Origin of the sequence: Novosphingobium sp. (assembly GCF_031417815.1) — a bacterium.
Lineage (GTDB): Bacteria > Pseudomonadota > Alphaproteobacteria > Sphingomonadales > Sphingomonadaceae > Novosphingobium.
On record NZ_JANOWI010000015.1, the window covers coordinates 146,997 to 159,795 of the forward strand.

Genomic DNA, 12,799 nt, shown 5'->3' on the forward strand with positions numbered 1-12,799 from the left:
CCAAACGCTTGCACAAGGCTGTCGCCCACCCCCGCCAATTGGCGGTGGATGCTGCCATGTGATTTGCATCACATACTATCGGGGTGCGATCCCCCATCCGGGTTCCCGTCACCATTACTTGGGGGGAGCCAACCATGGCCTTGCCGTTATCACCGATGCCGAATGACGGGACACCCGTCGAAGTCACGACCACCGATTGCACCGTCGATGAATCCGTGATGCTGGAAATCACGCAAAAGGACGTTGTCCGCTATGCGCAGGCGATCAAGGTCAACGCCACGACGAAATTCAAACTCCCGACCGGGAGATACCGGTTCAATTTCCACTTCCAGAAAGTCGATGGGCCGGCGACGTTCAATTGTTCGGTCGCGGTCCCTTCGACCGAAGCGTCGTTTCCCATTGACCCGGCAGTCGGATCCGGGACGAAGCAACAGGGCAAATGGGGCCTTGTCGCCTACCGGGTGATCGTCTGATGCGCGCCGTTATCCAGCGCCCGCCCGCAGTATGCCTTGCAGTTTGCTCCGCGCTCTCAGCCGCGTTTCTCGCCCAGCCGGCCCTTGCCAAAGACGATGCTCCGGCCATCAGCACAACCTATGTCGGCGTGACCAGCGGCGGCAGCAACCAGACCGGCGAACGCACAGCCAGTGCTGGCTATGAACAGATCAGCACGTCGGCCCAGCTCAGCAGCGAAGGCGAACAGATCAATGCCGATTTTTCGCTCGATTACCGGATTGCCGGCGCGCCCCGATTGGATGGCACGCACCTGGTTGGCAGCTTCCTGTCGGTCTCGATCAAGGGCAGCGTGCCGCTGAACGGGTCGAAGCCCGGGTCGGTGGTCGATTTCAAGACATTTGGCAGCGGCGGAAACCTGACGCTGGGCTTCAACTACTTCCGCCCGCGGGTAACTTCGGTCTCGCAAAGTTATCCGGTGATCCGCCAGTTGGCCCGCTACTGCGTAGCAACTTCTGTCAGCAAATGGGGTGATGATGGGCATGGCTCACCGGCGGAAGCAGCCGCAGGCGCGGCCGCGCTGGGGCGTTTCGATCAAAGCGCCGCTGACACCGAACTGGGGGTGTTCGAAATAATCAAGGAGACCGTTGGCGATGAAGCCGGCACCGGCACGATTGGCAAGGCGATCGCTGAAAACTGCTCGAAGGACAATCCCAAGCTGACCGACGACAGCAGCTTCATCGATGTCTTCGCCACCCACGGCTTGACCCCGGCTGAAGCTGCCGCGTGGCGGCGCAACGTGCGCAGCGAAGGCACCCTGTTCCTGGGCGGGCAGGTTAGCCTCGGCTACAACCGCTTCGATATCGTTGATCGCACCGCGCTGGCCAATCGTCCAGTTGATCGGATCGGCTATGATGCCAACGGGCGCATCGGCTATGTCTTCGGCGGTGCCAATGTCATGGCATTGGGCACCTTCGGCTATACGCGCAGTTACAAGGCGAAGGATGTGGTCGATGTTTGCGGGCCGCCCGACATCAATGGCAAAAGCATCTGTATCAACGGCCAGGATGGTGCGCCCGATCGCAAGGACACCGGCTATGCCGGCGCGGTGCTGCGCGTTGTAGTTCTTCGCAACAAAGATGGCGAGGCGACGCTCGGCATCAGACCATCGGCCACCTATGTCTTCGAAGACAAGGACTGGCAGCTCGAAATTCCGGTCTTTTTCCAACATACCGACACGGGCGGTCTCGATGCTGGGGTCAAGGGCATCTACAACACTGGCAAGAAAGATTTCGGTATCGGTGCTTTTGTCGGCCTAGCCTTTTAGACCCCCTTCCACCAACGCCTGATCGCCATCGGCGAACGGCATTGACTTGCCAGGCCCCCCGCGCGAGGCAGCATGCATAGTTTTGCGTGCGGGGCATCGCGTTTTGTGTCTGATCCCGTGCGGTTGTTACCCAAGGGAGTCTTGCCTGATGAAAAGCCGTTTCCTTCTGGCCGGTGCCGCGGTTGCGCTGCTGGCCGCGCCGTTTGCCGGGGGCCAGGTACTGGCCCAGGCCGGGGCCGCCGCGTCCAGCGTTGCCAAGGCCGCGATCGGCGCTTGGGGGGTCGATCTTTCGGGCCAGGATACCGCGGTCAAGCCGGGCGATGATTTCTACCTTTACGCCGGCGGCAAATGGGCTGCGGCCACTGCAATTCCTGAAGACCGTGCATCGGTCGGGGCCTTTTCGGACCTGCGCGAACGCACCCAGGATCAGAGCAAGGCGCTGATCACCGATGCCCCCGCCGGCAGCAAATATGGCGCGCTTTACGCCAGCTACATGGACGAAGCGCAGGTTGAAAAGGTTGGCCTGGCCCCGCTGATGGCCGATCTTTCCAAGCTCAAGGCGGTCAGGACCAAAAGCCAGTTTGCCCGCCTGATGGGGGATACCAATGGCAAGTTTGGCAGCGCGGTAATCGATTTCGGGGTCGGCCCGGATACCGCCAACCCCAACATCAACATCCTTTACGTTGGCCAGGCAGGGCTCGGCCTGCCCGATCGCAAGTACTATCTTGATGACAGCCTGAAGAAGCAGCGCGACGCCTACCGTGCCTATATCGAACGGACGATGAAGACGCTGGGTCATGCCGATCCGGCGGGTGCGGCGAACACCATCATCAATTTCGAGACCAATCTTGCGATCAAGAGCTGGGATGCCGATGCCCGCCGCGATATCGACAAGGTCAACAACCCGATGAGCACGGCGGAACTGGCGCGTTATGCCCCGGGGATCGATTGGGCCGCGTTCTGGCAGGGCGCCAGGATTCCGGCGCAGAAGCGGATAATCGTTGGTGAAAACACGGCGGTGCGCGGCATCGCGATGATCTTTGATGAAACACCGCTGGAAACGCTGAAGCTGTGGGAAGCCTTCCACATCGCCAGCCAGGCATCGCCGTTTCTGGGCAAGACGATGGTCGACAGCCAGTTCGAATATACCAGGCAGCTTTCGGGGGTGACGCAGATGCGCCCGCGCTGGAAGCGCGCGCTGGGCATGGTCGATGGATCGCTGGGTGAACTGGTCGGTCAGGACTATGTCGCCCGGTTCTTCCCCGCCAGCTCGAAAGCCAAGATGGATGGGCTGGTCGGTAACCTGAAGATGGCGATGGCCGGGCGGATCCGCGCCAACGACTGGATGGCCGAAGCCACCAAGTCTGCCGCGCTCGACAAGCTGGCGCGAATGGACGTGATGGTCGGATATCCCAACAAGTGGCGCGATTACAGCGGGTTGAAGATCAATCCGGGCGATCTTTATGGCAATGCCAAGCGCGCCGGGGCGTTCAACGCGGCCTATAACATGAGCTTCCTGGGCAAGCCGGTTGACCGCAAGCTGTGGGGGATGAACCCGCAGACGGTGAATGCCTATAACGGCGGGCTGGAAAACAAGATCGTGTTCCCGGCCGGCATCCTGCAGGCACCGTTCTTCGATCCCAACGCCGATGATGCGGCCAATTATGGCGCGATCGGCGCGGTGATCGGGCACGAAATCAGCCATGGCTTCGATGACCAGGGCCGCAAGATCGACGCCTCTGGCGCGGTGCGCGATTGGTGGACGCCCGAAGATTCCAAGCGGTTCGAGGAACAGGCCGCAATTTTCGGCGCGCAATATGCGAAGTACGAAGCGGCACCCGGCTTCTTCGTCAATCCCAAGCTGACCATGGGCGAAAACATCGCCGATCTGGCCGGGGTTTCGGTGGCGCTTGATGCTTACCACGCCTCGCTCGGCGGCAAGCCCGCCCCGGTAATCGGCGGGTTGACCGGTGATCAGCGCTTTTTCCTGGCCTTTGCCCAGGTGTGGCGCACCAAGATGCGCGATGATGCGCTGCGCAACCAGGTGACCACCGATCCGCACAGCCCGGCGGTGTTCCGCACCTATGGCCCGCTGCGCAATGTCGATGGCTGGTATGCTGCGTTTAATGTCCAGCCGGGCGACAAGCTCTACATCGCCCCTGAAAAGCGGGCGCGGATCTGGTAAGCGCGCCGTTCAGTTAATACTCAGGGGGGCAACGGCAACGTTGCCCCCAAATGCTTTTTCCTCAGGAGTCGCCCCCCCATGCGTAACACCGTAATGGTTTCGCTTTCCGCGTTAGCTCTGTCCGGCTGCGCCGCGTCTGCCATCCAGACCGCAACCGCCCCCGCCGCCGATCCCGGCCCCACTGCCGCGCCCTATGCGCCGGTTATCCCCAAGGGCACCGGGATCTTTGCCGAAGCGTCGACGCTGCCGTTCCAGGCGCCCGATTTCAGCAAGATCCAGGAAAGCGACTACGAACCCGCGATCGAGCAGGGCATTACGATCCAGCTGGCCGAGGTTGAGGCCATTGCGAACAATCCCGCAGCGCCCAGCTTTGAAAACACCATGATCGCGCTGGAACGGTCGGGTGCGATGCTGACCCGCGTGCTCTATGTGTTCAGTGCGCTGACTTCAGCCAACACCAACGACAATCTGGACGGGATCGACACCCGCACCGGCCCCAAGCTGTCTGCGATGCGCGATGCAATCACACTCAACCCCATGCTGTTCCAGCGCGTCAAGACGCTGTACGACGCCCGCGCCAGCCTGAACCTGGCGCCCGACCAGATCCAGCTGCTGACCATCCAGTATGACAATATGGTGCGCAACGGTGCCAACCTCGATAGCGCTGCCAAGGCGCGGCTGATTGATATCAACGGCCAGCTTTCCACCCTGCAGACCGATTTCGGCCAGAAGCTGACCAAGGGCACCAAGGACGGTGCGCTGGTGGTCAAGGGCAAGGCGGCGCTGGCCGGGCTTGATGCAGCAGCGATGGCCGCTGCCGAACGGGCCGCGGCCGAACGCGGACTGGCCAAGGGCAACTATGTTCTGCCGCTGCAGAACACCACGCAGCAGCCGCTGCTGCCGCAGCTGACCAACCGTGCGACCCGCCAGGCGCTGTTCGAAAAGAGCTGGAACCGCTCCGAACGCGGTGATGCCAACGATACCCGCGCGATCATCCTGCAGCTGGCCGCACTGCGCGCCGAAAAGGCCAGGCTGCTCGGCTTTGACAGCTATGGTGCCTATTCGCTGTCGGACCAGATGGCCAAGACGCCCGAAGCTGCGCTGAGCCTGCTGGAAAGCTTCATCCCGGCGCTGGGTGCCGCGCAAAAGCGCGATGCGGGCGAAATCAACGCGATGATCAAGGCTGAAGGCGGCAAATTCACCGTCACCCCGGCTGACTGGGACTTTTACGCCGAGAAGCTGCGCCGCAAGAAGTACGCGCTCGATCAGAACGAAGTGAAGCCGTACCTTGAGATCACCAATGTGCTGGAAAACGGCGTGTTCTTCGCCGCCAACCAGCTTTACGGGCTGACCTTCAAGAAGCGCAGCGACATTCCGGTCTACCACCCCGACGTGACGGTCTACACCGTCTATGACGCCGACGGCAGCGAACTGGCGCTGTTCTACTTCGATCCGTGGAAGCGCGACAACAAGTCGGGCGGAGCGTGGATGTCGAACTTTGTCGACCAGAACGGACTGACCGGCACCAAGCCAGTGATCTTCAACGTCGAGAACTACACCAAGCCCGCCCCCGGCCAACCCGCGTTGGTCACCTGGGACGATGCCAACACCATGTTCCACGAATTTGGCCACGCGCTGCACGGCATGCTGTCGAACCAGCGCTACCCCTCGATCTCGGGCACCAATACGGCGCGCGATTTCGTTGAGTTTCCCAGCCAGTTCATGGAAAACTTCATGACCGATCCCAAGGTGCTGGCGAACTTTGCCAAGCACTACAAAACCGGCGCGCCGATGCCCGCCAGCCTGATCGCCAAGATCGACAAGGCCAGCAAGTTCAACCAGGGTTATGCGCTGGGCGAGGTGATGACCGCGGCGATGCTCGACATGAAGTGGCATGCAGCCCCGGCGGGTACCGCTTTTGGCACGGTCGGCAGCTATGAAAACACGATCATGGCCGGCATGGCGGCCAAGGGCCTGCAGGTTGCGCAGGTCCCCAGCCGCTATCGCACCAGCTATTTCCGCCACATCTGGGGCGGCGGCTATGCCTCGGGCTATTATGCCTACAGCTGGACCGAAATGCTCGATCACGATGCCTTTGCCTGGTTTGAAGCCAACGGCGGCATGACCCGTGCCAACGGCCAGCATTTCCGCGATACGATCCTCTCGAAGGGGCACTCGCAGGACTACAGCGTGATGTACCGCAACTTCGCCGGGCGCGATCCCAGCGTGGAACCGATGCTGAAAGCACGCGGGTTGAAGTAACGCACAACGAAGGTCCTCTCCATTGTTGGCTTCTGCCACAAATGGGGAGGTGGATCGTCCGCAAGACGAGACGGAGGGGTTATGGCGCTGGCGTCGATACCCCTCCGTCGGTCGCTACGCGACAGCCACCACCCCATTTGCACTGCGTGAAAATGGAGAGGATCTTTAGATAACCAAAGCCCGCGCGCCAGCCTCACCCAGCCAGCGCGCCTTGACGCCCCACACCCGCGCGATCATTTCGGCGGACAGCGCCGCTTCCGGCGGGCCATCGGCTACCACGCGGCCCTGCTCCAGCACGACCACGCGGCCCGCATGGTTCATCGCCTGGGCCAGATCGTGCAGCACCAGCGCCACCCCCAACCCTTGTCCGGCCAGCGTGCGGAAGTGCGCCAGCAGGGTCAGCTGATGGGCCAGATCGAGATTGGCCAGCGGCTCGTCCGCCAGCAGCCAGGTGGGTTCGCCCGCCAGCACCCGCGCCAGCATCGCCCGCGCGCGCTCCCCGCCCGAGAGGCGCGAAAGCGGACGCTGGCGGTATTCGCGCAATTGCATGTCGGCCAGCGCGCGGTCGATCGCGGTGCGGTCGGCTGCGGCACCCAGATTCCATGGCAGGCGGCCCAGGGCGACCAGCACTTCGACCGACAAGTCCCAGGCCAGTTCCGCCTGCTGCGGCAGATAGCCGATCCGCCGCGCGCGGTCGGCGTGGTCCAGCAAAGCCAGCAGATCGCCGTCCAGCCGCACCGTCCCACCGTCCAGCGGCAGGATCCCGGCGAGCGCGGTCAGCAGGCTCGATTTGCCCGCACCATTGGGCCCGCAGATCGCGGTGACTTCGCCCTGCCGCAGCGTCAAAGAAACCCCGCGCAGCCGGGTGCCAAGCTGGAGATCCTGCGCGGTGATCGTCATGCCAGCTCCCGCCGCATCCGCAGCAACAGCCCGAGGAAAAACGGCGCGCCCAGAAGCGACAATGCGATGCCGAGCCGCAGCTCGCTTTGCAGCGGCAGCACCCGGCACAGGCAATCAGCCACCAGCAGCAACAAGGCGCCGGCCAGCGCGCTGGGCACGATCAGCTGCGATGGCCGCCGATCGGTGTAGCGGCGCATCAGGTGCGGCACGATCAGGCCGACAAAGCCGATGATCCCGGCGGCCGCCACGCCCGCGCCGACGGTCAAGCCGACACCGCCGATCATCAGCCACTGCAACTGCTTGGGATCGACGCCGAGCGAACGCGCCGCCGCCTCGCCCAGGGTCAGCGCGTCGAGCGCCTTGCCGGCGCGCAGCAGCAGCGCGATCCCCGCCATGGTCAGCGGCGCGGCAAACCACACTTCGTGCCACGATCGGTCGGCCAGCGCGCCCATCAGCCAGGTGACGATTTCGCTCATCGCAAAGGGTGTCGGCGAAAGGCTGATCGCCAGGCTCATCAAGGCCCCGGCCAGGCTGGCGATGATCATGCCGGCCAGCGTAAACAACAGCGCCGATCCGCTGCGCCCTGCAATCAGGCCGAGCAGCGCCATCGCCCCGCCCGCGCCCACCAGCGCGAACAGCGGCAGCACCCACGGGGTTCCGGCCAGCCCGGTCCAGAAGCTCAGCACCGCCCCCAGCGCCGCGCCCGGCGCAATCCCGAACAGCCCCGGATCGGCGAGCGGATTGCGCAAATAGCCCTGCATCGCCGCGCCCGCCGCACCCAGCCCCGCGCCCAGCACCAGCGCCAGCACGGCGCGCGGCAGGCGCAGTTCGGTGAGGATAATCAGGGCGTTTGGCTGCAGTGTCGCGGTTGGATCAAGCCACACCCGGCCGGCCAGCAGCGACAGCGGTACGGCAATCGCGATGCCGATCAGGAGCAGGAGGTTGGGGCGAGTCACAGGCTCCGCCGCACCTGCGCCAACCTTGCCACCGTCCGCACGATGGTCGGGCCGCCGCACCACAGCAGCTTGGGATCGAACGCGGCGCGGCGCGTATCGGTCAGCGCAGCCAGCGCGGGGTGCGAAAGCAGGCGGTCCTCTTCGGAATGGCGATTGCCCGCGGCGAAGATTACTTGCGGCGGGTCGGCCAGCATGGCTTCCAGCCCCAGCACATCGGCCTGCTGCAGCCCGCGCAGTGCGGCGTAATTGACGAAGCCGGTGCGGCTCAGCAGGTCGTTGATCAAGGTCCCCTGGCCCGGCACGATCCCGCCCGATTGCCAGACCACCGCCGAGACCGGCGGCCCCGGCGGCGGCGCGGCAGTGGCCAGTGCCGCATCGATCCGCGCGACCAGCGCCTCGCCGCGTTCGGGATGCCCGGCGATCTTTGCCAAAGCGCGCACTTGTTCGCGGCTTTCCTCGACCGTTCCGGCCAGGCCGAACGCTTCGAACCGGTAGCCCAGCCGCTCCAGCGCCATGCGGGTGCCCGGCGCGGTGAAGCTCGATCCGATGACGATCTGCGGGTGCAGCGCCAGCACTTCCTCGACCGTCCCGCTGACGCCCCGCATCGCGCGGGCGCGGGCCAGGTCCATCGAGCTGGAGGCCGGGTCCTGGCTGTAGCTGGAGATTGCCAGCAACTGCTGCGGATCGGCGACTTCGGCCAGGATCGCGTCGGTGCAAGGGTTCATGCTGACCAGCGTGAGGCCGGTTGTGGCGGAGCCGGGCTGCGGTGCGGCGCAGGCGGTGAGGGCGAAGATCAAAAAGGGCGCCAAGGTCCTCCCCATTTTTGGCGAAGGCCACAAATGGGGAGGTGGCAGCGGCGTCCAGCCGCTGACGGAGGGGTCTGGACGCTGGCGTCGATACCCCTCCGTCACGCCTACGGCGCGCCACCTCCCCATTTGGCTTCGCAAAATGGAGAGGATCTTGTTGCCTATCACCACTTCAGCCGGACACCGGCATAGGCCGAGCGGCCATAGCTGCCGTACCCGGCGGCGGTTTCGTAACTCTGGTCGGTGACGTTCTCGACCCGGCCATAGAGCTCCAGCTTGTCACCCACCGGCACGCTGGCGCGCAGCGAAACCAGGCCGTAACCATCGAGCGGGGTGAAGTTCCCGGCATCGTCGAAGCGTTCGCCAACCAGCCGGAAATCGGCCCCCAGCTTGAGGCCCGCCAACGGCGTTTTCCAATCGATCGACGTGCTCAGCGAATGGCGCGGGCGACGCGCCAGCTGGTTGCCATTCGCGCGATTGGTGGCATCGAGGAAGGTGTAAGCGCCCGCGAGGGTCAGGCTGTCAGCCACGGTCACCGCGCCTTCCAGTTCGAACCCCTGCGCGCGGGTGCGGCCCACGTTGAAATATTTGCTGCTGACGAAATCGTAGTCGATCAGGTTGCTTGAATCGCGGCGGAACACGGTCACCGCGAAATGGCCCGAGCCGTCATCGAATTCGAGCGCGGCATCATAGGCATCGCTGGTCTCGGGCTGGAGCAGCGGGTTGGCGCCGTAGCCGTAAAGCTGGCTGAGCGAGGGCGCCTTGAAGCCCTGCCCCCATGATGCCCGCACGCGCCAGTGTTCGGCCAGCATGAAGCTGCCGTTGGCCCCCAGCGTGGTGTGGCTGCCGAACCGGTCATGATCGTCGACGCGCCCGCCCGCAGTCAGGCTCACCCGGTCATCATGATAGCCCAGCAGCGCATGCGCGCCCACGGTGCGGGCAGTCTGGCGCGGATCGTAGGTGGTCGAATAGCGCGCCCAATCGGCATCGGCCCCAAAATCGAGCCGCAAACCGCCCGACAGATCGACGCGGCCCTTGAGATCAGCATGGACGCCGCGGCCCACGGTGTTGAAATTGGGCGCGGTGCCATAGGTCGGATCGTAATAGGCGCGGCGCGTGTCAGACAGCGCCACGCCGCCAGCCAGTTCAAACCCGTCGCTATTGTCGAATTCCAGCCCGGCGCGGCCCGAGGCCTGCCGGGTGGTCTGGTATTCGGGGGTATCGGCGAACACGCTGTAAGTCGGTGCCGGATACCCGTCGAAATCGATCCGGCTATCGGCATAGCGCCCCGCCGCGACCAGTTTGACGCTATCGGTCAACCCCAGCGAGCCCTTGCCATTGACGCGCCACTGGCGGAACCCATCGGGCTCTGCCCCGCCAGCGACAGCGGAAATCCCGTCGCTGCGGGTGTAGCCACCGTTCAGCGCGAGGCCGGTCTGACTATCGCGCCGCAGGGCGAAGCCGGCATCGGCGCTGACCGTGTTGTTTGCCCCGTACTCCACCCCGGCACGCAGGCCCGGGCGATCGTCGCTGGTCACCGCCAGCACCCCGCCAATCGCGTCAGAGCCCCAGGCCAGGCTGTTCGATCCGCGCAGCAGCTCGATCCGGCCCACCCCGCCGTTCAGCACGGTGCCGAAATCGAACCCGCCCGATGGCGCGGCCTGATCGTCCACCCGCACCCCGTCGATCGTGACCAGCAATTGCTGCGAATTGGCCCCGCGCACAAACACGCTGGTAGCGCTGCCCAAGGGGCCGTTGCGCGATGTCGCCACACCGGGGAGCCGTTCGAGTAGCCGCACCGGATCGCTGCCTTGCACCGCCTCAATCTGATCGACCGTAATCACCGAGATCGACTGGCCACTTTCGGCGATCAGCCCTTCGATCCCGGTGGAGGTGACGGTGATGGTGTCATCGATGGCCAGGTGCGGCTGTATCGCGATCACGCCTACAATGTCGTTGGTGCCATCATCGCCCTGATCGTCCTGCGCCAAGGCAGGGGTGGCAACCAGCAGCGAAGCACTTAGCAGATAAACAAATTTCACGCGCAATTCTCCCGTCATGAACAAGCCGTCCATGCGAAAGCGCCCGCACCATTGCGGACCTTGCGCTGCATTCCGGTACACCCCGCCCGGCTGCGGAACGACCGTCATTGGCAGGTCTACTGGCTCCCGGATCAAAAGTTTTGCCCGCCTTCCCGGCCCTCATTGAAGAGATCTGGCCAGTGGCATAATGGAGCAAACCCTCCCCGGTCACAGTTGCGGGGGCAGCGCGAGCACTTCACTCGCTTCCCTCTTAGGTCCAGTCGCCCGGACAACCTATGACGTCGCCCGCCTCTAGCTGCGACAGCTTGCAGAAGCAATCCTCCTTCCCCCCCTCCCCGCTGGGGAGGGGCCGGGGGTGGGGGTTAGACGCCAGCGCCGAGCCCCCACCCCAACCCCTCCCCGCCGGGGAGGGGCTTCAGAAGCCAAAACCGGATCGCCTGAATGACCCATTCTTAACCCGTAAAGCCTATGCGGGCAGTCCGTCCCGCTTCGGCACGGTGCCAACTGCGTGCTGGTGCCGGGCCGGTCTGCGGGATTACGCGCTTGGCGCGTAGCCAGATACGAGAACCGATGATCCATTCCGTGATCCTTCCTTATGAACCCAGACCGCGCGATTTCGCCGCGCGGTTCAAGCGGCGCGCGCACGCGACGCTGGGGCTGAAGCGGCGGCGCAAGCACCGCGGACGGCGGCTGGCGGTGCTGCTGGCGGCCGTGGCGGTGCCGGCGTTTGCTGCGCCGCAGGGATGGGACGCGCTGGAACTGCGCGATGCCGCCGGGCAAGGCTTTGCCTTCGATCCGATGCCGTTCGAGCGCCCGGGCGACAGTTTCCCCGGCTCAGCCTTCTATTATGTCGCGCAAAGCGAAGCGCTGCCTGCGGGGCTTGATCCCTCGGGCCTGCCCAGCGATGCCGCCGGGGCCGAACTGGCTGACTTTTCCGGCGGCCCGATCGCGCGGGCGATGCGGGTCGATCTGTCGGGGATCGACCGGACCCGCGCGGTCGAATGTCTGACCGCGGCGGTTTACTACGAAGCCGCCAGCGAGCCCGACCAGGGCCAGCGCTCGGTGGCGCAAGTGGTGCTTAACCGCGTCGCCCACCCCAGCTATCCCAGCACCGTCTGCGGCGTGGTCTATCAGGGCAGCGAGCGCACCACCGGGTGCCAGTTCAGCTTCACCTGCGATGGATCGCTGGCGCGGCGGCCCAGCGCCTTCTTCTGGCAGCGCGCGCGGCGCGTCGCCGAAACCGCCTTGTCGGGCTATGTCGAGCCCGGCGTCGGCCTCGCCACGCATTACCACACCGTGGCGATCCATCCCTATTGGGCCCCCAGCCTCAATTACATCACCACCGTCGGTGCCCACAAATTCTACCGCTTCAAGGGGCGCGCCGGGGAAGCCGGAACTTTCCGCTTTGCCTATGCCGGCGGCGAGCCGGTGGCCGCGCCCCATGCCCGCAACCCGGCGGCTGATAAGGCGCCCGATGCGGTGCTCGATCCCACCGCGCTGCAGCGCAGCTACGATGCCGGGCTGGCCCAGGCGCAGGCCCCGCTGGCGCCCGGTCAGCCGGGTAATCCCGCGCCCGCCCCGCAGCGCCCGGCCGCGCCGCCGGCTTATTCCAGCGAAGTGCGCGAACGCGGCGGCGACCGGCAGTTTTCCGGCGAAAACCTGCCCGCTGCGCAAGGGGTAAAGCCCGAATACCAGAACTCAGGCCAGTGGATCAAACAGCCCAGCCAGTAATGCCACGTCTCAATGATCGGAACCCATGGCTCCCCTCCCCGCTGGGGAGGGGTTGGGGTTGGGGGTTATTCGCTAGCCTCAGCGCTCGCCTCGATCCGCGCGAGCAGCGCCTCGACCTGCACCTGCGCCCCGGCCTCGGC

General features: G+C 64.8%; 9 protein-coding genes and 1 riboswitch. Of the genes, 5 read left to right on the plus strand and 4 right to left on the minus strand.

Annotation, left to right across the window (positions count from 1 at the left end):
- Nucleotides 1–134: 134 nt before the first annotated feature.
- From RMN99_RS03745 to RMN99_RS03760, 4 genes are all read left to right on the plus strand, one after another.
- On the plus strand, nt 135–473 hold the full coding sequence (locus tag RMN99_RS03745; RefSeq protein ID WP_309621950.1) for a hypothetical protein: 339 nt from the start codon (nt 135–137) through the stop codon (nt 471–473).
- Nucleotides 473–1,777, plus strand: coding sequence for a hypothetical protein (locus RMN99_RS03750; RefSeq protein WP_309621951.1), 1,305 nt, complete (start codon nt 473–475; stop codon nt 1,775–1,777). The genes RMN99_RS03745 and RMN99_RS03750 overlap by 1 nt, the downstream gene beginning before the upstream one ends.
- Before the next feature lie 148 nt (nt 1,778–1,925).
- Entirely contained in the window at nt 1,926–3,962 is a 2,037-nt protein-coding gene (locus RMN99_RS03755; protein ID WP_309621952.1) for a M13 family metallopeptidase, read from the plus strand.
- Between the two features lie 78 nt (nt 3,963–4,040).
- Nucleotides 4,041–6,224, plus strand: a complete 2,184-nt coding sequence (locus tag RMN99_RS03760; protein ID WP_309621953.1) for a M3 family metallopeptidase — start codon at nt 4,041–4,043, stop codon at nt 6,222–6,224.
- Nucleotides 6,225–6,389: 165 nt separating this feature from the next.
- Here RMN99_RS03760 and RMN99_RS03765 read toward each other — a convergent pair whose 3' ends face one another.
- The 4 genes from RMN99_RS03765 to RMN99_RS03780 all read right to left on the minus strand — a co-directional run bounded on the left by RMN99_RS03765 (nt 6,390) and on the right by RMN99_RS03780 (nt 10,928).
- Nucleotides 6,390–7,124 (minus strand): ABC transporter ATP-binding protein, encoded by a 735-nt coding sequence (locus RMN99_RS03765; protein ID WP_309621954.1) that lies wholly within the window; start codon nt 7,122–7,124, stop codon nt 6,390–6,392.
- Nucleotides 7,121–8,080, minus strand: a complete 960-nt coding sequence (locus RMN99_RS03770) for an iron ABC transporter permease (RefSeq protein ID WP_309621955.1) — start codon at nt 8,078–8,080, stop codon at nt 7,121–7,123. The genes RMN99_RS03765 and RMN99_RS03770 overlap by 4 nt, the downstream gene beginning before the upstream one ends.
- Nucleotides 8,077–8,877 (minus strand): ABC transporter substrate-binding protein, encoded by an 801-nt coding sequence (locus tag RMN99_RS03775; RefSeq protein ID WP_309621956.1) that lies wholly within the window; start codon nt 8,875–8,877, stop codon nt 8,077–8,079. The genes RMN99_RS03770 and RMN99_RS03775 overlap by 4 nt, the downstream gene beginning before the upstream one ends.
- Before the next feature lie 173 nt (nt 8,878–9,050).
- A complete protein-coding gene (locus RMN99_RS03780) occupies nt 9,051–10,928 on the minus strand; it encodes a TonB-dependent receptor domain-containing protein (protein ID WP_309621957.1) in 1,878 nt (625 codons plus the stop codon).
- A gap of 91 nt (nt 10,929–11,019) precedes the next feature.
- Nucleotides 11,020–11,220: riboswitch (cobalamin riboswitch) on the minus strand.
- 290 nt (nt 11,221–11,510) lie between these two features.
- Between RMN99_RS03780 and RMN99_RS03785 the strand changes: the two genes are divergently transcribed.
- Entirely contained in the window at nt 11,511–12,659 is a 1,149-nt protein-coding gene (locus RMN99_RS03785; protein ID WP_309621958.1) for a cell wall hydrolase, read from the plus strand.
- The last annotated feature ends 140 nt before the right edge of the window (nt 12,660–12,799 follow it).